The 21,582-nt window shown below is 48.5% G+C and carries 19 protein-coding genes; 5 read left to right on the top strand and 14 right to left on the bottom strand.

The features are described from left to right. Nucleotides 1-855 precede the first annotated feature (855 nt). Together Q4A14_RS06340 and proS are read left to right on the top strand one after the other, a co-directional pair. Nucleotides 856-1,659 carry a DNA alkylation repair protein gene (locus tag Q4A14_RS06340; RefSeq protein WP_303170799.1) on the top strand — a complete coding sequence of 268 codons (804 nt, stop codon included), beginning with the start codon at nt 856-858 and terminating at the stop codon, nt 1,657-1,659. Between the two features lie 220 nt (nt 1,660-1,879). After that, on the top strand, nt 1,880-3,361 hold the full coding sequence (proS, locus tag Q4A14_RS06345) for a proline--tRNA ligase (protein ID WP_303170800.1): 1,482 nt from the start codon (nt 1,880-1,882) through the stop codon (nt 3,359-3,361). An 89-nt stretch (nt 3,362-3,450) separates the two neighbouring features. Here proS and Q4A14_RS06350 read toward each other — a convergent pair whose 3' ends face one another. The 14 genes from Q4A14_RS06350 to alaS all read right to left on the bottom strand — a co-directional run bounded on the left by Q4A14_RS06350 (nt 3,451) and on the right by alaS (nt 17,933). Beyond that, the gene (locus Q4A14_RS06350) at nt 3,451-3,714 is read right to left on the bottom strand and encodes a hypothetical protein (RefSeq protein WP_303170802.1); all 264 of its coding nucleotides are present in this window, start codon (nt 3,712-3,714) and stop codon (nt 3,451-3,453) included. An 18-nt stretch (nt 3,715-3,732) separates the two neighbouring features. Continuing rightward, entirely contained in the window at nt 3,733-4,701 is a 969-nt protein-coding gene (locus Q4A14_RS06355) for a serine protease (RefSeq protein WP_303170804.1), read from the bottom strand. A 64-nt stretch (nt 4,702-4,765) separates the two neighbouring features. After that, nucleotides 4,766-5,635 (bottom strand): serine protease, encoded by an 870-nt coding sequence (locus Q4A14_RS06360; RefSeq protein ID WP_303170805.1) that lies wholly within the window; start codon nt 5,633-5,635, stop codon nt 4,766-4,768. 26 nt (nt 5,636-5,661) lie between these two features. Continuing rightward, entirely contained in the window at nt 5,662-5,991 is a 330-nt protein-coding gene (locus Q4A14_RS06365; protein WP_303170807.1) for a helix-turn-helix transcriptional regulator, read from the bottom strand. Between the two features lie 446 nt (nt 5,992-6,437). After that, nucleotides 6,438-7,112 carry an RluA family pseudouridine synthase gene (locus Q4A14_RS06370; protein ID WP_303170809.1) on the bottom strand — a complete coding sequence of 225 codons (675 nt, stop codon included), beginning with the start codon at nt 7,110-7,112 and terminating at the stop codon, nt 6,438-6,440. Nucleotides 7,113-7,135: 23 nt separating this feature from the next. Then, entirely contained in the window at nt 7,136-7,882 is a 747-nt protein-coding gene (fabG, locus tag Q4A14_RS06375) for a 3-oxoacyl-[acyl-carrier-protein] reductase (protein WP_303170810.1), read from the bottom strand. 18 nt (nt 7,883-7,900) lie between these two features. After that, nucleotides 7,901-8,500 (bottom strand): TetR/AcrR family transcriptional regulator, encoded by a 600-nt coding sequence (locus Q4A14_RS06380; protein WP_303170813.1) that lies wholly within the window; start codon nt 8,498-8,500, stop codon nt 7,901-7,903. Nucleotides 8,501-8,525: 25 nt separating this feature from the next. Beyond that, nucleotides 8,526-9,842, bottom strand: a complete 1,317-nt coding sequence (der, locus tag Q4A14_RS06385) for a ribosome biogenesis GTPase Der (RefSeq protein WP_303170815.1) — start codon at nt 9,840-9,842, stop codon at nt 8,526-8,528. A 59-nt stretch (nt 9,843-9,901) separates the two neighbouring features. After that, on the bottom strand, nt 9,902-10,837 hold the full coding sequence (gene era, locus Q4A14_RS06390; RefSeq protein WP_303170818.1) for a GTPase Era: 936 nt from the start codon (nt 10,835-10,837) through the stop codon (nt 9,902-9,904). Then, nucleotides 10,821-11,822: a beta-ketoacyl-ACP synthase III gene (locus Q4A14_RS06395; RefSeq protein ID WP_303170821.1), complete on the bottom strand. Its 1,002-nt coding sequence runs from the start codon at nt 11,820-11,822 to the stop codon at nt 10,821-10,823. Before Q4A14_RS06395 ends, era begins: the two co-directional genes overlap by 17 nt. 396 nt (nt 11,823-12,218) lie before the next feature. Continuing rightward, complete coding sequence (gpmA, locus tag Q4A14_RS06400; RefSeq protein ID WP_303170822.1) at nt 12,219-12,965, bottom strand: 2,3-diphosphoglycerate-dependent phosphoglycerate mutase; 747 nt, start codon at nt 12,963-12,965, stop codon at nt 12,219-12,221. A 40-nt stretch (nt 12,966-13,005) separates the two neighbouring features. Then, a complete protein-coding gene (locus Q4A14_RS06405; protein WP_303170824.1) occupies nt 13,006-13,998 on the bottom strand; it encodes a polyprenyl synthetase family protein in 993 nt (330 codons plus the stop codon). A gap of 215 nt (nt 13,999-14,213) precedes the next feature. Next, a complete protein-coding gene (locus tag Q4A14_RS06410) occupies nt 14,214-15,281 on the bottom strand; it encodes a 3-dehydroquinate synthase family protein (protein ID WP_303170826.1) in 1,068 nt (355 codons plus the stop codon). An 18-nt stretch (nt 15,282-15,299) separates the two neighbouring features. After that, nucleotides 15,300-17,933: an alanine--tRNA ligase gene (gene alaS, locus Q4A14_RS06415; RefSeq protein ID WP_303170828.1), complete on the bottom strand. Its 2,634-nt coding sequence runs from the start codon at nt 17,931-17,933 to the stop codon at nt 15,300-15,302. 111 nt (nt 17,934-18,044) lie between these two features. On the opposite strand from alaS, the gene Q4A14_RS06420 reads away from it, so the two are divergent. The 3 genes from Q4A14_RS06420 (at nt 18,045) to hydE (ending at nt 21,442) form a co-directional block, all read left to right on the top strand. After that, on the top strand, nt 18,045-18,416 hold the full coding sequence (locus tag Q4A14_RS06420; RefSeq protein WP_303170830.1) for a MerR family transcriptional regulator: 372 nt from the start codon (nt 18,045-18,047) through the stop codon (nt 18,414-18,416). A gap of 526 nt (nt 18,417-18,942) precedes the next feature. Beyond that, nucleotides 18,943-20,412 (top strand): monomeric [FeFe] hydrogenase, encoded by a 1,470-nt coding sequence (locus tag Q4A14_RS06425; RefSeq protein WP_303170832.1) that lies wholly within the window; start codon nt 18,943-18,945, stop codon nt 20,410-20,412. Further along, nucleotides 20,393-21,442 carry a [FeFe] hydrogenase H-cluster radical SAM maturase HydE gene (hydE, locus tag Q4A14_RS06430; RefSeq protein WP_303170834.1) on the top strand — a complete coding sequence of 350 codons (1,050 nt, stop codon included), beginning with the start codon at nt 20,393-20,395 and terminating at the stop codon, nt 21,440-21,442. The genes Q4A14_RS06425 and hydE overlap by 20 nt, the downstream gene beginning before the upstream one ends. Nucleotides 21,443-21,582 lie beyond the last annotated feature (140 nt).

Here is a 21,582-nt window from a genome sequence, read left to right on the forward strand (position 1 = left end):
TTGGATGAGGTATAAAAAAGGAGGCTGAGCCAAAAATGAATTTTGACACAGCCCCATCTGTCTCGTATCGTCTTAGTAAATCGATACATAGAATAGTGTCCGGTGGGAGTCGAACCCACGATATCACGTCACCTAAAAGATGACCTGTCGGCTACCTAACTGCCATCATCGGACTCCACAAAGTTATAGTAAAAAAGATTAAATCTTATGGAATCAGTGATTTTTTCGAGGAGTTTTTGGCGGAGTCTCGATAGTCTTACTGACTGATTATGTGTGGATGCCATTTGATAACAAGATTATTCATATGGGGTATGCTTTATTATGTGAGATGTGGGTATAAAAAAAGAGAGACTGTATCAAAAGTATTCTTTCGATACAGTCTCCTTTTAGTTTGCGACTTCTCGGGCCGCTCTCAGTGGTCATACCTCCCACGTTGCGAATGTACAATAATTTAAGCAGATAATCTCATACTTGATGGGAAATAAGTTGATCTAAACGCTCAGATCTATTTATAATATGTCTAAACGAGCAACCTACTTTGAACTTCATAAGTGGTTTGCTCGTTTTTCATATCAATTAGGGGGTATAATAACAAAGGTGATTGTTCTGAAGATATCTGATAGATATTCAAAATCTTGTAACTTTGGATGCTGGGGGATTGGTGAAAAAGGAGCCTACCTTGATATAATGATGTACCTACCTTGGTGCTTAAAGGTAGGTACATTATATTTTGGGATATATTAATCTTTTGTGGTTTTGTTGTGAGGTGCGTGTTTTGTTACATTGTGCTTCAAGTGTGTTATATTTTGAGGGTGGAACGGATAAAGGTTCTAAAAAAGATAATTTTATAGGTTTATGTCTGAACAACGAAAAGGGGCAAGGCGGATAAGCGATGTACCTCATGATATATTGGAGCGTCTCAATCGTGGTGAGATTGCTACAGCCAACCTCACCGAAGGGTTAGCGATCGATCAGTGTTATCTCCTTCGCCATGTGCTTATGCAGCTTGGAAGAGAGTCCTATATCGCTCCTGTGATGGAGGCTTTGTCTGAGCTGAAGAAGCGGACTTTTAACACGTTCAACCAGGCGATAGGAGAGACCCTCCATGCCCTTGCTTCGGCTAACGATGATGATGATCTGTGGAGCTTGATGAGTGAGCATCCCTCAGATACGATCAGATGTTGGGTGGTGTATATGCTCGCGGCTCGTGAACAGAAGATAGAAGACAACTTGAGTGATGTGAAGAGGTTTGCTGCAGATGAGCATTTCGGCGTGCGGGAGATTAGTTGGCTGGCGATGAGAGGACGTATTGTTGCAGCATTGGACAGGAGTATCGAGATACTCATGCAGTGGGCAAAGGATGAGGATGAAAATATACGTAGGTTTGCTTCCGAAGCCATCCGTCCGAGAGGTGTGTGGTGTGAGCATATAGGTGAGTTGAAACTGTTTCCCGAAAAGGCTCTCGGGATATTGGAGTTGCTCCGCTCTGATCCGAGTAAGTATGTCCGTGACAGTGTGGGTAATTGGCTCAACGATGCGAGCAAGAGTCGTCCGGACTTTGTGGTGGAAGTCACCGATCGTTGGTTGGAGGAGAGTCCGACCGCAGAGACGCATTATATTGTCAGGAGGGCTTTGCGCACCATCCATCGTTCGTCTTAGAGTAGGGTATGGGAGGGCTCTTTGTTTGTAACTTGGAGACGTTGCGTAAGGAGTGTAAAATCATCCTTTTTATGCAAAAAATGTGTCATATGGGGATGGATTTCGCACAGTATCAGGCGGTAATGTGTGCGGTAACGCCATAAAAAGTATTAACTTTGTAAGTCTTTGCGTCAGTGCGCAATTAACTCGAAGAACAACAACAATATATATAATCGATATTATGGCAAAAGAACTAAAGGAACTCACCCCAAGGAGTGTGAGTTACTCCCAATGGTATCAGGATCTTGTGATCAAGGCTGACCTTGCGGAGAACTCCGATGTGCGTGGCTGTATGGTCATCAAACCTTATGGCTATGCGATATGGGAAAAGATGCAACGTGTGTTGGACGATATGTTCAAGGAAACAGGTCACCAGAATGCTTATTTCCCGCTCTTCATCCCGAAGTCGTTCCTAAGCCGTGAAGCCGAACACGTGGAGGGCTTTGCCAAAGAGTGTGCCGTAGTCACGCACTACCGTCTCAAGACGAATGAGGATGGTACGGGTGTCGTCGTAGACCCTGCTGCTCGTCTCGAGGAGGAACTTATCGTGCGTCCGACGTCGGAGACAATCATCTGGAATACGTATAAGGGTTGGATACAGAGTTACCGTGACCTTCCGATTCTCTGCAACCAGTGGGCGAATGTCGTGCGCTGGGAGATGAGGACTCGCCTTTTCCTCCGTACTGCGGAGTTTTTGTGGCAAGAAGGGCATACTGCCCATGCTTCGGAACAGGAGGCTCTCGAGGAGGCTGAGCGTATGTTGCATGTCTACGGAGATTTTGCCCAGAACTACATGGCGATGCCTGTCGTGAAGGGAGTCAAGAGTGCAAGTGAGCGTTTTGCGGGAGCCGTGGATACTTACACCATAGAGGCTCTCATGCAGGATGGTAAGGCTCTTCAGAGTGGTACTTCGCACTTCCTCGGGCAGAACTTTGCCAAGGCTTTTGATGTGATGTACACAGACAAGGAGGGTAAGCAGTCGTATGTGTGGGCTACTTCTTGGGGCGTCTCTACTCGTCTCATGGGTGCTCTCATCATGACTCACTCTGATGACAACGGTCTCGTACTGCCTCCTCAACTTGCTCCGATACAAGTGGTCATCGTACCTATCTACAAGTCTATGGAACAGCTTGCTGCCATCGATGAAAAGATCGCTCCTGTCGTGGCTGAGCTCAAGAAGCGTGGTATCTCTGTCAAGTATGACAATGCGGACAACAAGAAGCCGGGTTGGAAGTTTGCAGAGTACGAACTCAAAGGTGTGCCTGTGCGTCTTGCCATGGGTGGTCGTGATATGGAGAACGGCACTATCGAGGTGATGCGCCGTGATACGTTGGAGAAGAAGACAAGGGAGTTTGATAGCATCGTGGACTATGTCCAGGGTCTTTTGGATGATATCCAGGCAAACATCTTCAAGAAAGCTCTCGACTATCGTACGGAACATACTTACGTAGTGGATACTTACGAGGAGTTCAAGGAGAAGTTGGAGCTCGGAGGGTTCATCCTCGCACATTGGGATGGTACGCCTGAGACTGAAGAAGCGATCAAGAACGAAACCAAGGCTACGATACGTTGTATCCCATTTGATGGAGATACCACTCCCGGCACTTGTATGTACTCGGGCAAGCCTTCTGCTCGTCGGGTACTCTTCGCTCGTGCTTATTGATGATTCAATAGCTTATAGAGATAGTCGAAGCCCCTGCCTCAGGAATTTGAGGTAGGGGCTTCTTGCTTTCATTTGATTAATTGAATACTCTACTTGATATCAAGGATCAGGTAGATAGGATTCCGGGATTTTGTATCCGTCACTTCGACATCGACATCAAATCTCCCGTGTTCTTCTGTAACCACTATAAAGGAATACTTCCCTTTGTGGCACTCACACGGGATACCGGCGATGCCTTCATCGTTGGTGATGGAGGCAATATCCGGAAACACTCCCTTGTATGGAACAGCCTTGAGTGAGACAATAGCGTCATTCACGGGTTCCTTGCTTTTAGTGATTACTTTTACATCCATAATAGAACTTTTAGAGTCTTATCCCGGGAAGTTCTTTTTGTATCTGGAGATGATATCAAAGATCTTTTTGTTGATCTTGGTCCCATAATTCCATCTCCTACCCCCATTTGTATGTATAGCGATGGCATAAGAAAATCTATCCACCTTTCCAACCGGAGATCCGCTCTGTCCTCCCATTGTATCAGCTTTGTATGCGACCTTATTACTGCTAAAGATAAAGCTTTTACATTTGCCAACGTCAGTAAAAAGTTCTGTGCCCTGACCTTTATCTCCGGGATAGCCTGCGACCCTTATCCGGATGTTGTTATAAGCTGATTTTTTATTGTAGTGGCAATACCCGAACCAGCCTGCCCTATTCCCAATGGGATAGTTTGGTGGAAGTATGATGATTGCAAAGTCATAGTTCCAATTTTTATTTTTTCTCCATCCTTTGAGCGTACAGTAGGTAGTCGTGACCACAGACCCGTAAGGTCGTTCGCCTCCGTCACATGCGGGAATAACCTCAATATGTTTAGCCCATCCCCCATCTTTATGGAAGTATACACAGTGTCCTGCAGTAACCACTATCCTTGGAGAAACCAAGAATCCCGTGCCTATGTATCTCTTCCCTTTTTGAGATGTCATCCTGAGCGAACAGATAGATCTGTAAGGAAAGGTTTCCTTTGGTGCTCTGATCCTTACGCGATCATCCTTGCCGAGGATATTTTCCTGGGCCGGTTCATCATTTTCCGCATCGGCTTCAGCCAAGAGTTTGTCCAGTTCATCTTTGGTATAACTTCCCCAAATGGCGTCTCTTACCTCAACTTCTCCGACCTCACTATCGATAAGTTCAAAAGGACAGAAAGCCTCCTCCGAGCATTCATCCTCCTCTTGTGCCACAAAGTTATTTTCCTCTGCATAGAGGTCTTCTTTGAGAGTTGCTTCCAACTGTGTTTCTTCGATCTTTGGTTCTGAAGTGTTTGTTTTTGCTGTTGTTTTCTTGTTCATAGTTGATAAAACTTTAAGTTGATAATTTAAATAAAAGGTTTATTTCCATACTGTCGTTGTTTTTCTATGGATTAGATTTCTTTATCTCATTGATAAATCGTGCTATGTATCTGCTTATGCACGTCGCAAAGTTGCCCATCTGAGGGTTGCCCATGGTATGTACCCCCAAGGCATAGCATTTTGCATCCTCTTTCATCCACACAGGAGATCCGCTCTGTCCTCCCATCGTGTCTATTTCGTACTTGAGCAGAGGACCTTTGGCTGTGCCGTAGCCAGACATATACCACTGCCGGGCTCCTCCTTTGTCTCCGGGATAGCCGGATATGTGTAGTTCGTGCTTTTTGTACTCCGGCTCCCTGAATGTCTTGTAGCCGAACCATCCTACCTTTTCTCCCAATGGTGAGCTTTCGGGCAGGACAATCACTCCGAAGTCATAGGAACTGTTTTGCTTGCTTATCCAACCTTGCAGGGCGTGAAATTGGGTGGCTTTCACACTACCCCATGGAGACTCTTTGCCGTCTCTGCCGGGGATGACTTCTATCGACTTCGCCCAACCACCTTCGGAGTGTATGTACACGCAATGTCCCGCAGTGAGAAGTATCCTTCGTGTGATGAAAAAACCCGTGCCCAAGTAGTTCCTGCCGGTTTTTGTCTTGATTTTCAGTGAACAAATGGCTGTAAATGGATATTCCTTAGGGCTTATGTGTTGTCTTTCGTCTTCTCCGATGATCGCTTCCATGGTCAGTTCAGATTTCTTTTTCTTCGTTCCTTTACTCCTCCCGGAAGGCTGCTGATAAGCCACGGACTCTGCGCTCACGCACTCTGTGTCTTCCATTTCAGACGACACTTGATTTCCTATCGGACACTCTTCTGATTGATTGGAGCAAAAACTGCTGAATATCAGCGTTTCATTTAATTCATTACTCTTTTTCATGACTATGTTTTATCTGCTTGGGTTATTTACTCCGCGATGGCATTTGCCGTTGCCTTCCGATTTTCTGTTATCATGTTGTTTTCATACCTCACTATATGCTCTATCAACCTGAGGTTGGAAGTGGCTTCGCCCTCTCTTTTGCCGTAAAAGATTTCCTCAATGGGCACGCCGAACTCGCAACATATCTTGTAGATATGATTCAATGTGTATTTATGTATTGTCTTGTAGCTTTCGATATTGCCGATCTGGCCGTTGCTGATCCCTAACAATAGGGCCAACTGCTGCTGGCTGATATTTCGCTCCAGCCTGAGTTTTCTTATCCTGTCAATGACGACATTCTGGTATTCGGTTTTCATACTCCCCTCCTTTTTCACAGTAATGTATAGTTCCCCTATTACAATAATATCTATTTTTTTATGAATTGGCGCTCGCATAATGAGAGTATGGAGGCTTTTTGTTATGTAATTATGATAAATTAACTTTCATAGGCATGACTGGTACCACTACGTGGGGCTTTTTTCTTTCTCCTCTCTTATGGCTTTGATGCTCCGTTATTAGTTCGTTGTGTCCGTACTCCCGGGATCAATGCCCCTTATCGACTGCTGTTCAATTGGGTAGGAAGATCCTTTTATGTGTAAAATGAAATGTGCAAAAAAAAGATGCCTACCTTGAGAGATCAAGGTAGGCATCTTCATTTGTCAAGGTAGGCACCTTGATTTGTCCTCTTCTGCTACTTTTTTATTTGGCTCGAGCGGAGGGCAAAAAAGACCGCACTTGAGTGTGCGGTCCGATGGTGGTTTTTTCATTTGTTGAAGTACTGCCACAGGGCATCCCCTTCGGGATAAGGGGCTGTGACACGTATGAGTTCTTTGCTCACGGGGTGTACAAATTCTATGCTCCGTGCGTGGAGGGAGATGGATCCGTCGGGATTGGATCTCTTGGCTCCGTACTTGAGATCTCCCTTGATTATAGTACCATTGGCGCTGAGCTGTGTACGTATCTGGTGGTGTCGCCCCGTCTTGAGCTGTACCTCAAGGAGGGTGTAGCGGTCGGAGTGGGCGAGGGTGCGGTAGGAGAGTTCAGCCTTCTTTGCACCGTCTGTCTGTGAGGTTACGGGATAGGATTTGTTTTGCTTTTCGTTCTTTTTCAAGAAGTGAACGAGAGTTGCCTCCGGACGTGCCGGAGGAGCCTCGACGATGGCATGGTATGTCTTTTTTACCTTGTCATGAGCCCTGAAGAGGTCGTTCATCCTGCTGAGAGCTTTGCTCGTCTTGGCAAAGATGACGATGCCTGATACCGGACGGTCGAGACGATGAACAAGCCCGAGAAAGACATTCCCGGGCTTGTCGTATTTCTCTTTCAGGTACGTCTTGAGGTTTTCGACAAGGGGTATGTCTCCCGTCTTGTCGCCTTGGACGATTTCTCCTGCCGCTTTGTTGACGATTAGTAGGTGATTGTCTTCGTAGAGGACAGTCATCGGTGGGTTTCGTGGACGAGGTATTACATCACCATACCACCACAGACATTGATCACCTGTCCTGTGATGTATGCCGAACTGTCAGAAGCAAGGAACACGACTGTCGAAGCAACGTCTTCAGGACGTCCGCCACGGCGTAGAGGGATAGTCTTGACCCATTCCTCCACGACCTTTGCATCGAGGACTGCTGTCATATCTGTTTCGATAAAGCCCGGTGCGATGGCATTGACGCGTATTCCACGGCTACCGAGTTCCTTGGCAAGGGACTTCGTGAGTCCGAGTACACCTGCTTTGGAAGCAGAGTAGTTGGCCTGACCTGCATTACCGGTGATACCTACGATGGATGAGATGTTGATGATAGAGCCTTTGCGAGCACGCATCATCACCGGAGTGATGGCATGGGAGAGGTTGAAGACCGACTTGAGGTTGACATCGATGACATCATCCCACTGCTCTTCGGTCATACGCATCATGAGAGTATCTTTGGTGATCCCTGCGTTGTTGACGAGGATGTCTATCTGTCCAAACTCCTTCAATACTTCGTCCACAAAGTCATGTGCTGCCTTGAAGTCTCCGGCATCGGTGGCATAAGCCTTGGCTCTCACACCGAGACCTTGCAGCTCTTGTTCAAGCGACTTTGTGTTTTCGTTGATCGAACGTCCTGTAAATGCGATGTCTGCGCCTTGGCGTGCGAGTTCGAGGGCTATGGCTCTGCCTATCCCTCTCGAACCACCGGTGACGATGGCTACTTTTCCTTGAAGAAGTTTCATATTGATATTTTAGTGTTGTTAGTCGTTATTTCTTTTGGCAATACCTTCAAAGATGAATTGCTTGATGACTTTGTTGATGTCTACTGCACCGATGATCTTGCGTGAGAGCTGTCCTTTGATGTAGGGGACTTCGAGCCCTTTGAGGGAGTTGTGCAGGAGGATAGCCATGAATCGTGTGTCTGTAACCTCAAACTCCGATGCTGCTATGCCCTCTCTGAGGATCTTCTGTATCGAACGTGTCTCTTGGATGTCAAACCTGAGACGCGCTCGCTCAACGAGGGATATATCTTGGAAAAATGCCGCGTTGAGAGATCCATTGCGCTTAACCACTTCGCTGATGAGAGCCAAGCGACGTTGTCCGTACATCAGGAGTTTTTTGGTCGCTTTCAGTGGGGACTCTACGATGGAGGCAAGCTCTACGGAGAGGGACTCCAGCTCTTGTTCGATGACTGCAGTGAAGACTTCGTTTTTATTCTTGAAATAAGTGTACAGTGTACGCCTGCCCCTTTGCGACTCGACAGCGATGTCGTTCATCGTCGTCTTGTCGAATCCTTCTCTCGCAAATAGCTTGCGAGCGGCGTTGAGGAAGGCTGTACGTGTCTTGCTGATAGCTTCCATTATTTAGAGGATTAGGGTGAGGTGATTATTTTTCTCTGAAGAATATGTTGATTGGAGTTCCTGAGAAGTCCCAATGGTTGCGTATCTGATTTTCGAGGAATCTCTTGTACTCTTCCTTGATCCACTGAGGGAGGTTGCAGAAGAAGACAAAAGACGGTACGGAGACTTTAGGCAACATCGTGATGTACTTGATCTTGATGTATTTGCCTTTCCATGCAGGTGGAGGGGTCTTCTCTATGATCGGTAGCAAGATGCTGTTGAGCCGGTTGGTAGATACACGCGTCTGACGCTTGTCGTATACTTCCTTCGCTGTGTCCAATACCTTGAGGATGCGTTGCTTGTTGAGCGCAGAGATAAAGATGATAGGGAAGTCCGTAAAGGGAGCCAAGCGATTGCGGATGGCATTTGTATAAGAGTCCTGAGCTTTCTGGGACTTGTCTTCGATAAGGTCCCACTTGTTGACACAGACGATCAAGCCCTTTTTGTTTTTCTGTATGACCGAAAAGATGTTGAGATCCTGCCCCTCGATACCTTTTGTGGCATCAAGCATCAGTACACATACATCACTGTTTTCTATCGCACGTATGGAGCGGATGACAGAGTAGTATTCCAGGTCTTCGTTGACCTTGCCACGCTTGCGTATACCGGCTGTATCTACAAGGCTGAACTCGTGCCCGAACTTATTGTATCTCGTGTATATAGAGTCGCGTGTCGTGCCTGCTATGTCCGTGACGATGTTACGCTCTTCGCCCAAAAAGGCATTGATGAGCGATGATTTTCCTGCATTAGGACGTCCGACCACGGCTATACGGGGGATCTCATCCTCTTGCTCTTCCTCTCCGTCATCGGTAGGAAGTATCTCCACAACTTTGTCGAGAAGCTCTCCTGTCCCCGAACCATTCATCGCAGACATAGGCATCGGATCACCGAGCCCAAGGCTGTAAAACTCCGCAACATAGGCTTCCATTGAGAAGTTGTCTGCCTTGTTGGCTACAAGGATGACGGGCTTTTTGCTACGGCGGAGGAGTTTTGCCACCCCTTCGTCTGTCTCGAGGAGGCCTACCTGAGTATCCACCATAAAGATGATGAGGTCTGCCTCTTCAATAGCTATTTCTACTTGTTTGTTGATTTCTCCTTCAAAGACATCATCGGATCTCACGATCCATCCACCTGTGTCTACGACGGAAAATGTCACACCATTCCACTCCGCCTTACCATATTGTCTGTCACGAGTCGTGCCGGGCTCATCGGTTACGATGGCGGTACGAGTACCCGTGAGGCGGTTGAAGAGTGTCGACTTTCCGACATTGGGTTGTCCTACTATTGCTACTAACCTATTCATTTTCTTTTTATCTCCGTTGTCTATCCCTCTGTGTATTATTTTTTATGTCTCCTTGGGCTTCAGTCTTGGCGATAGCCGAAGGACTTGAGCAGGTTGTCTCTGTTGCGCCAATCGCTTTCTACTTTGACAAATATCTCGAGGAATACTTTCTTTTCAAAAAATCTCTCTATGTCTGCACGGGCTTTAGAAGCCATTTTTTTCAGTGCAGCACCCTTATGTCCTATGATGATACCCTTTTGGGAGTCCCTTTCCACATATATGACCGCATTGATACGTATGAGGTCATCGCTTTCCTTGAAGCTCTCTACAACGACTTCGCAGGAGTAGGGTATCTCCTTTTGGTAGTAGAGTAGTATCTTCTCACGGATGATCTCCGTGACGAAGAATCTTGCCGGGCGGTCCGTGAATGCATCCTTTTCGAAGTAAGGAGGAGACTCCGGCAGTAGTTCACGGATGCGATTCATGACATACTGTACCCCTACGCCATGTAGAGCAGAGAGGGGCACTACTTCGGCATTGGGCAGGCGCTCCTGCCACTCTTTGACCATCGCCGCCAATCCGGCTTGGTCGGAGAGGTCTGCTTTGTTGATGAGGACAAATACCGGGCACTCTACCTTGGCAACCTCTGCGAGAAATTCTTCATTTTTCTCCACCGACTCCACTGTGTCGGTGACATATAGGAGTATGTCCGCATCACCAAGTGCCGAACGCGAAAATCCCAACATCGAGTCCTGCAACTTGTACTGAGGCTTCAGTACCCCCGGGGTATCCGAGTACACTATCTGCATCTCCGGGGTATTGACGATACCCATGATGCGGTGTCGTGTTGTCTGTGCTTTGGAGGTGATGATTGAGACCTTGTCGCCGACGAGTTTATTCATCAGCGTGGACTTGCCCACATTGGGGTTTCCCACGATGTTGACAAATCCTGACTTGTGTCCCGGAGCTACACCCCCAAAGAGTGTACTGTTGTTTCCCTCACTTTTTACCGTCATAAGCCCACTTTATGTATAAAGAGCCCCAGATATAACCGGCTCCGAATGCTGTAAGGATAAGGTCGTCTCCCTTACGTAACTTGTCCTCCCACTCCCATAGGCATAGGGGGATAGAAGCCGAACTCGTATTGCCGTACTTCTGTATGTTGACTGCCACTTTGTCCATGGACAAGTCCATACGACGAGCCACAGCATCGATGATACGCATATTCGCCTGATGAGGGAATACCCATGCGATGTTATCGTGGTTGAGGCCGTTGCGCTCGAGCAATTCTGCCGAAGTGTCACCCATCATGGAGACTGCAGCCTTGAACACATACTGACCCTCTTGGTACACGTAGTGCCATCTCTTGTCTACTGTCTCGTGGCTTGCAGGACAAGCCGATCCACCACCTTTCATGATGAGATGTTCCTTGCCCTCACCATCATTGCGGATGATAGCATCGATGACTCCGTTGCCTTCGTTGTTTGGTTCGACGAGAACACAGCCTGCACCGTCTCCGAAGAGGGGAGACGTAGCTCTGTCTGTGTAGTCTACCGCCGAACTCATCTTTTCTGTACATACGACGAGCACCTTTTTGTAGCGTCCTGACATGATGTAGTTGGATGCCATTTCGAGTGTTACCACAAACCCTGTACAAGCTCCTTGGACATCAAAGCCGTAAGCCGATGTGATACCCATTTCGTGAGCTATGATAGAAGCAGTCGTAGGGAAGTGATAGTCTGCCGTATTGGTCGAGCATATAACCAAATCTATGGATTTAGGATCTATATCGTTGCGAGCGAACATATCCTTGACTGCCTGAATACCCAGGTATGAAGATCCCTTTGTTGCATCTTTGAGCACTCGGCGTTCCTTGATACCCACACGAGTAGTGATCCACTCATCAGAAGTATCTATTAGTTTTTCGATGTCAGCATTAGTCAAGACGTCGTCAGGCACATATCCTCCCACCGCTGTTATCGCTGCATGAATCCTTTCCATAGCTTTTATAGTAAAAAATAAAGTTAAGTTATACGCTTTAAATCTCCTTGGTATCCCTGCTGTGTCTCTGTCGTAGAGCTACTTTGCTTCCTAAGCCTAAGGATACCAATAGTCACAAAGGTACGAAAAAAAACATACGAGAATAGGAAAAAAGGTACAAAAACTGCACAGATTCTCATTTCTGTGCAAAATATGCCTAAGCTAATGCATATTCCTAACAGCTTATGTTGTGCCCACATCGTTGTGTTTTATCTTCACTTTGTAGTTCTTCGCCCGGAGAGTTTACCTGCTAAGGGGTTGATAGAGAGGCGTTCTGCCTCGTCGGTGTAAATATGACACAAGGGGACTCCGATTTTTGTCGGGGTCCCCTTGTACTGTTTGAACGGTGACGGACCGTTATTTCTTCTTGCCTTGGTTGGCTACCGCCTCCATGAGCTTTTTGATTTCCTCAGGATCACCGATGAAGTAGTCCTTGACAAGGTTCATATTGTCATCAAACTCAAATACGTATGGGATAGCCGTAGGGAGGTTGAGGCTGATGATACCCTCGTCAGAGATGCCCTTGAGTACCTTGATGATACCTCTGAGACTGTTGCCGTGTGCTGCCACGATGACATCATCATGATCTTTGAGCGAAGCCTTGATGGTGCTTTCCCAGTAAGGGAGGATACGATCTACTGTGTCCTTGAGGCTCTCTGTGAGAGGTAGATCCTTGGCGTCTACACCTGCGTAGCGCGTTTCTTGGAATGGTGAACGCTCGTCACCCTTGTCAAGTGGCTCAGGAGCTACATCGTAGCTACGTCTCCAGATGAGGACCTGATCTTCGCCGTATTTTTCTGTCGTCTCAGCTTTGTTGAGACCTTGGAGCATACCATAGTGCTTTTCGTTGAGTCTCCATGATTTCTCTACCGGTATCCAGTCGAGATCCATCTGATCGAGGACATTGTTGAGGGTTTTGACTGCTCTTTTGAGGTAAGATGTGAATGCGAGAGTGAAGTGAAAGCCTTCTGCCTTGAGTTGCTGTCCGGCTTTGATAGCCTCTTGTATGCCCTTTTCGGTGAGGTCTACGTCAGTCCAGCCTGTAAAGCGGTTTTCTTTGTTCCATTGGCTCTCGCCGTGACGGATAAGTACTAATCTTTTCATCCTTATTCAAGTTTTGTGTTTGTGATCAATCTTCCTGTGTTTATTTTTCCCGGCTGCCTACGTAGTCACAGAGGGTCAGCAACGCCTTTTTGTACTCGCACTCAGGTAGGGCGTCGTCAAATAGCGTTTTACTTTCTTCGATGAGTGACTTGAGCCTGCTCTCGGCATAGGCTACTCCTCCCTCTCGGTGAGCAAAGTCTATGAGAGACTGTATCTCCTCTTGCGAAAGGACTTCTTTGTCAAGTATCTCTATCATTTCCTTCTGTCGAGGATACCCATCCTTTTTGGTCAATTTGGTCAATGGATAGATGAGAGGAAGGGTGACTTTGTGCTCTCTGAGGTCATTACCGGTGGGCTTGCCTGTGTCATTGGCAGACATATAGTCAAAGATGTCGTCCTTGATCTGGAATGCCAGCCCCAACTTTGTTGTGGCATCTGACAGCATCCTGAGTGTCTGAGGATCTTTGACTCCGATCAGCGAAGCCCCTATGTATACACTCATAGCCATGAGCGAAGCCGTCTTTTTGTTGATGATGTCGAGGTATTGCTCTTCGGTGGGGAAGCCCTTGCGAGCTGCACTCATCTGCAGGAACTCTCCCTCGATGAGCATACGTCCGAGGAGTGCAAGAGCCTTGACTACATCGTGATTTTGTGTCTGGGCAGCCTTCATCATCGCCGTGGCGAGGACATAGTCGCCCATGAGGACAGCCTTGTGACTGCCTATGAGGGTATGGAGTGCAGGGTTGCCTCGTCTCATGCCACTCTCGTCGATGACATCATCATGTATGAGTGTGGCGACGTGGAGCAGCTCTACAAAGACCGCGCCATTGATGACGCTCTTATCTATCTCTCCAAAGCACCCTGCAGTGAGTATCAGCAATAAGGGACGCATCCTCTTGCCTGCCGAGCTTGATAGTATTTCGACAGCACGAGACATGTCTTCGCTGGAGCTGGAGAGAGAGCTATAATACTCTTTTTCAAAACTCTCCATCGAGTGATGTACACTGTCGGGGAGGGATGCAAAAAAACTCATTAATCTATTTGTCTTAGTTTGTTCGTACGTTTAAGTGTATCTCCACAAATTTACAGAAAAGAGCCCTATGTAGCACCATTCGTCCGATAATTCTTGATGAGACCCTCTGATTTGAGAGTGCAGACAGAGTACACAATTCTCCCGACTGTCATGGGTTTGGCATGGGTGTTGCTTCTTGTTCTCGGGATGAGGCAACGATGAGTCAAAGAGAATGCTCAGATGCCGACAAAGTCTCGGTAGAAGTCCAGAGCCTCTTCGATTTCTTTTGAGGTGATGTCCCTCACGATGAGGGGAGAGCCCGGTTCTGCGAGGAGTATGCAGGTGATGTGATCGCCGGTGTTTTTCTTGTCCTGTCTCATGATCTCCATGAGGATGCCATAGTCATGACAAGTAAATGCTGCTCGTGGAAACTCATCGCGGATGTATCCGGCTATGCTGTACAAGGTGTTGCGGTCGAGTCCGCAGCGTTTGACGGAGAGATAGAGTTCGACTATTATTCCCGCTGTCACAGCGATGCCGTGAGCGATAGGCGGGCGTTGGCGACGTACCATGAGACCTTCGAGGGCGTGGGCAACTGTATGACCGAGATTGAGGGTCATGCGTACACCTTGGTCGAAGGGGTCTTCAGCTACGATACGTTGCTTGTGTTCGATGCAAGCCCTCAGGATATCCGGAGTGGTATCTCCTGCTCTTCGGCTGAGGACTTCGCTAAAGAGGGGCTTCCCCACAAGGAGCGCATACTTGAGTACTTCTCCATAGCCGGAAAGGAGTTCGGATGCCGGAAGGGACTCAAAGAGCTGTGGACATATGAGTGTGAGACTTGCGGGGTAAAAAGCCCCGATGATGTTCTTGACCCCCTCGAGGTCTATGCCGGTCTTGCCCCCTATGGCTGCATCTACGGCTCCCAGCAGAGTTGTGGGGATGTTGATGAGTCCCGTTCCTCTTTTATAGGTGGCAGCGACGAAACCCGCCATGTCCGTGAGAGCTCCCCCTCCGAGGGCACAGAGACAAGTGTCACGGTGCGCAGGGAGTTCGGATAGTTGTCGCCACACATCGGTGACGACGGAGATGTCCTTACAGCCTTCACCTGCCGGGACAATGATAACGGGAGCAGTATACCATATCTCAGGCATACTGCTCCCGTCATTAAGTCTGCGGAGACAATGCTCCTCAGTATTTTGATCCGCAATGATGATGAGGCGTCTGTACGAAGACTCTTCAATATGCTGCGAGAGGATCGCTCCCGCTCGAGACAAGTCTGTTATCCGTACTTCCTGCTTCATCTGTCGCGGGATGTTTCGTTATTTCAGTCCGAGCTCTGCAAGGATGTAGTCGTTGGCTTCGCTGAGACCTTCGGGGCGCTTACCTCCTGCAGTTGCAAAGGCCGGTTGTCCGCCACCGCCACCTTGGATGAATTTACCTGCCGCACGTACAAGTGTCGAAGCGTTGTGGCCTTGAGCGACAAGCCCGTCGCTGAGCATCAACGTGAGTGTACACTTCTCTGTCTCGAGGCTGTTGGCAATGTATACGAAGTCCTTGGTCTCTGTGGCCTTGACAGCAAATGCGATATCCTTGGCGATGTCTGCCTTCAAAGTAAACGGTACGACATATACGTGGATGTCTCCCACAACCTTTGGCGAAGCGAGGATTTCTTTTTTGACACGCTCCTTGCGCTCATCCACGGCTTCACGCAGTTCTTTGCGTATCTGTTCGTCCTCAGCGATGAGCTTTTGTACAGCCTGCTTGAGGTTAGGAGAGTTTTGGAGCAATCCTTGGAGGTCATGGATCAGGTCTTGGAGCTTGTCGTTGTAAGCATCCGCTGCTTCTCCCGTCACTGCCTCGATACGGCGTATCCCTGCAGCGATAGATGACTCGCTGACGATGCGGAAGCTACCGATGACACCTGTCGCAGGTACGTGTGTACCACCGCAAAGCTCGATAGAATCTCCAAACTTGATGACACGCACTTCTTCGCCGTACTTTTCGCCGAAGAGAGCCATCGCACCCATCTCTTTCGCTTCGCTCATCGGTACGCAACGACGCTCATCTATAGGTGTATTGGTACGTATCATTTCGGCAACGAGGTTTTCGACCTTGCGGATTTCTTCCCTCGTCATCTTGGAGAAGTGTGAAAAGTCGAAGCGTAAGACTTCATCCGATACGAACGAACCCTTCTGCTCCACATGCGTACCCAATACCTGACGGAGTGCAAGGTGCATGAGGTGTGTTGCCGTATGGTTGCACTCGATGCGACGACGACGGCGGCTGTCTATACTTGCGTAGAAGCCTTGGTTGAGGTCGCTTGGGAGTTTTGTCATGATGTGGATAGGCAGGTTGTTTTCGCGCACTGTATCTTCGATGTAGACGACTTCACCATTGGAGCGTCCGCGGAGCTCTCCCCGGTCTCCGATCTGTCCCCCCATCTCTGCATAGAATGGAGAGCGGGTGAGGATGACCTGATACATATCTTTGCCTTTCTTTTTTATCTTGCGGTAGCGCACTATGTTTGTTTTGCACTCGTTGTGGTCATAGCCCACGAAGTCCACGTCACCTTCGCCTACCATTACCCAGTCGTCTGCTTCGATCGTTGCAGCGTTGCGAGCACGCTCTTTTTGCTTCTGCATCTCGACCTCAAAACCCTGCACATCGGCAGTCAGGCCTTTTTCTCTGAGGATGAGTTCTGTGAGGTCTACGGGGAAGCCGTAAGTATCATAAAGTTCGAAGAGGACTGTACCCGGGAGGACTGTACTTTTGCGACCTCCGCCCATCTCTTTGGATATATAGCTGTCGAGGATGTGGATACCGGTCTCCAAAGTGCGGAGGAAAGACTCCTCCTCCTCCTTGATGACCTTGGTGATGATCTGCTCCTGCTGTATGAGTTCGGGATAAGCCTCTCCCATACTCGACAAGAGGACGGGTACGAGCTTGTACACAAAGGCTTCCTTCTGTCCGAGGAAAGTGTAGCCATATCTCACCGCACGGCGGAGGATACGACGGATGACATAGCCCGCTTTGGCATTGGATGGTAGTTGACCATCGGTGATCGAAAAGGCTATGGTGCGTATGTGGTCTGCCACTACGCGCATGGCGATATCCTGAGCTTCGGTCTGACCGTAAGGGATATGGACGAGCGAAGATATAGCGGAGATCATCGGAGTGAAGACATCTGTGTCGTAGTTGGACGTCTTGCCTTGGAGTGCCATACACAGACGCTCAAATCCCATACCCGTGTCGATGACCTTGTTGGGTAGGGGCTCGAGGTGACCATCTGCCATGCGGTTGTATTGCATGAAGACGAGGTTCCATATCTCTATCACCTGAGGGTGATCGTTGTTGACAAGTTGCACGCCGGGCACAGCCTCACGCTCTGCATCGCTGCGGAGGTCTATGTGTATCTCCGAACAAGGACCGCAAGGCCCGGTGTCGCCCATCTCCCAGAAGTTGTCCTTCTTATTGCCGTTGATGATACGCTCTGCAGGGAGGACGCGACGCCAGTAGCTCTCGGCTTCGTTGTCACGCTCCAAACCCTCTTCGGGCGAACCCTCGAAGACAGTCACATACAGACGGTCGGGATCGAGCTTGTACACATCCACGAGGAGCTCCCATGCGTATTCGATGGCTTCCTTCTTGAAATAGTCACCAAACGACCAGTTGCCCAACATCTCGAACATCGTGTGGTGGTAAGTGTCGCGCCCTACTTCCTCGAGGTCGTTGTGCTTACCGCTGACGCGGAGACACTTCTGTGAGTCCGCCACACGAGGATACTTGATGGGAGCATTGCCGAGGATGACGTCCTTGAACTGGTTCATGCCGGCGTTGGTAAACATCAGTGTGGGGTCGTCCTTGACGACCATCGGAGCCGATGGTACGATATGGTGGCCTTTGGACTCGAAGAAGTCGAGGAAAAGCTGTCTGATCTGTTTTGATGTGTACATATATCTAATGTTAAGTTTATTGCTTTGAGAAATATAAGTGCTCGCGAAGAGTCTTACAAAGTTACAAATTTATATCTTTGTCTCTATATTATAGGACAAAACTATGCAGTGATGAAACAGCGGAAAAAATCTGTGCGCGTGGATTGGAAAACCAAGGAGGATATGAAGCTCTGCTACTCCATCAGTGAAGTGGCGAGGATGTACGGCATCTCCGAGGTGACCATACGCTATTGGGAGCGGGAGGGGGCTTTCACCCCGAGGCGGTCGGCTTCGGGCACGCGCTACTATCACCGCGAGCATCTCATCATCATTGACAAGCTCAACTATCTCATCTATCAGAAAGGTCTCACCCTCAAGGCTGCCATGGGTCGCCTCCATGGAGATACGACCGGTCTCGAGGTCAAGGTGATAGACCGACTCCAAGGTATAGCCGAACACCTGCGCACCTTGTCTCAGAAGGCTGCCGAACTCCTTGGCGAGTAGCCCTCACGCCCCATTCTCTACCTTCTTCCGTGTCGGCTTTCCTGCGGACTTCTCTTTTCCCACTTGCATCGAGTCTTTTGTGCCCGGTGATCGTCCTCGTCATCAGCTCGTTTGGGAGTATCTTGATGTATGACGTAAAGGATAAGATGTAGAACCTTCGAAATTCAGGAGTCTGACTTGATGAATTAAGTTGCCTACCTTGACATCACAAGTTAGACAACCTTTTTTGTCCCCCTTCACTTTGTGTGTGGCGGAGGTGTTTTATCTTATTGTGATGCCCTACTATGCCGTTTTTTATCAAAATGGGGAGAATCTTCGGAAAATACCTCTTGAGGTAGACAAAATGAGGCATATAACTACCTAAATATTTGGACTATATTAACTTTTGGGCTTATCTTTGTTGAGTCTTTGCAGAATAACCCTCAAGGTTGCCTCAAAACGAGGCTTTCATCTTAGTTTTGAGACACTTTCTGCACCCTGTGTTGCTTAGATGCAAAGAGCAGAATATACATTTTTTAATTAAGGTATGGCTTATACAAGTAATGTGATGTTCGTCCGCCACAGATTGCTTGCGAAACTCGTTGAGTTGTGGAAAAACGACGAACTTGTAGAAAAAATTGATTATCTACCTATCGAATTCAGCCCTCGAAGATCAAAAACTCTCGGTAGATGCTGTCCGCACAAAGAACGTGCAGTATGGAAGTACAAGAGCTTTCCTCTGCTCGGATTTGACATGACAGACGAAAAAGACGAGATCGACCCACTATCGAAGTACGCTCGTGAGGCTTTAGACCGTAAAGCTCCGGAGAAGGAAAACATCATGTGTGTCATCGACGAGGCTTGTACCTCTTGTGTCGAGATCAACTATGAGGTGTCCAACCTCTGCCGTGGTTGTGTGGCTCGTAGCTGCTATGTCAACTGCCCCAAGGACTCTATCACATTCCAAAAAAACGGTCAGGCGCAGATCAACCACGATACTTGTATCAGTTGTGGCATCTGCCACAAGTCGTGCCCCTATCACGCTATCGTATATATCCCTGTCCCATGTGAGGAGGCTTGTCCCGTCAATGCCATCAGTAAAGATGAGCACGGTATAGAGCACATCGATGAGAGCAAGTGTATCTACTGTGGCAAGTGTCTCAATGCTTGTCCTTTCGGTGCTATCTTTGAGATCTCTCAGACTTTTGATGTCCTCCAGAGCATCCGCAGAGGTGAGGAGACCATTGCCATCATCGCGCCTTCGATCCTTGGTCAGTTCAAGACCGGCATAGAGCAGGTGTACGGAGCGTTCAAGCAGATAGGATTTACCGATGTCATCGAGGTCGCACAAGGAGCTATGGGTACCATCAGCAACGAGGGCGAGGAGCTTCTCGAAAAGATGGAAGAAGGCCAGAGCTTCATGACAACATCGTGCTGCCCATCATATATAGAGCTTGTCAACAAACACATCCCTGAGATGAAGCCTTATGTCTCTCATACCGGTTCGCCTATGTACTACGCTGCTCGTGTGGCGCGTGAAAAGTATCCTAATGGTAAGATCGTCTTCGTCGGCCCATGTATCGGTAAGCGTGCAGAGCTTCGCCGCGATGAGGAGGTGGATATGATCCTTACGTTTGAAGAAGTCGGTGCGATATTCCAAGGTCTGGGTATAGAGATCGAGCAGGCTCCTCAGTACCAAATGGCATTCAAGTCGGTACGCGAAGCTCATGCATTTGCTTACAACGGTGGTGTGATGGGTGCTGTGAAGTCTTATCTCGGACCTCGTGTCACAGGTGTGTCAGGTATCGAAGTAGCAGACCTCAACAAGGCCAACATCAAGATGTTGCGTAGTTATGCGAAGGCGGGTAAAGCTCCCGGAAACTTCATCGAAGTCATGTCGTGCCCCGGTGGCTGTATCTCCGGTCCGAGCGCATACAACGATATAATGGCGGGTCGTCGCCAGCTCAACAAGGAGCTTACCAAGATACAGGAGACTTATGCCACAATGCACGGTTGATCTCTTAGCCACGAATCACAGTCTATCAGATAACGAACTACTCGACCTCCTTTCGACCTCCGATGCAGATACCATAGAGTACCTGCATCGGAGAGGAAGGGAGGTCGCCCTTTCTGTCTTCGGTAACAAAGTCTATCTGCGTGGACTCATTGAGGTCAGCAACTTCTGTCGCAACGACTGTTACTATTGTGGTATACGTCGTAGCAATAGAGAGGTTGCCCGATACCGACTTTCTCATGAGGATGTGATGTCGTGTTGTGCCGAAGGGTATGCTCTTGGGTTGCGTACCTTTGTACTCCAAGGTGGCGAAGATCCTCGTCAGGGTATCGATTGGGTCGAAGCCCTGGTCAGAGATATGCGTCGGAACTATCCCGACTGCGCCATCACTCTTTCCCTCGGAGAGAAGACACCCGATGAGTATCGCCGTCTGCGAGAGGCAGGTGCCAATCGTTACCTCCTTCGTCATGAGACCTTTGATCCTGCCCATTACGGAGAGTTGCACCCCTCGGGGATGAGTCGTGACTACCGTGTGGACTGTCTGCGTACGCTCAAGTCTTTGGGCTTTCAGACAGGGACGGGTATTATGGTGGGCAGCCCCGGACAGACCCTCGAACACATAGTCAAGGACTTGCGTTTTATAGAGGAACTGCGTCCGGAGATGATAGGCTTGGGGCCTTTTATACCTCATCATGCCACTCCTTTTGCAGACAAGAGGGCAGGTACGGTCGATCTCACGCTCCGTCTCATTGCCATCTGTCGTCTCATGCTGCCTCATGCTCTCATCCCTGCTACGACAGCTCTGGCTTCGTTGCCGGGGCAAGGCCGTATCGGAGGTATCCTTGCGGGAGCCAATGTTGTCATGCCCAATCTGTCTCCATCGACTTTCCGAAAGGACTACTCTCTCTACGATAACAAGGCTGCTTTCGGCAGTGAGTCTGCTCAGGGGATAAGGATGCTCGAGGAGCAGTTCGCCTCTATCGGCTATGAGGTCTCGATGGAGCGTGGCGATCATCCCGACCTGAATCACTGAACAACGACAGTCAAGCCGGTCTTTATATATCTCGGGGTCTTTCTATCCTCCTCGGATCGTTACCACACGCTTTAATATCTCTGTATTTAACGTCAGTTCGACGTAAGAAAACGAAGAATGAAACAAACTCACAAACCACA

Origin of the sequence: Porphyromonas sp., assembly GCF_030529325.1 — a bacterium.
Lineage (GTDB): Bacteria > Bacteroidota > Bacteroidia > Bacteroidales > Porphyromonadaceae > Porphyromonas_A.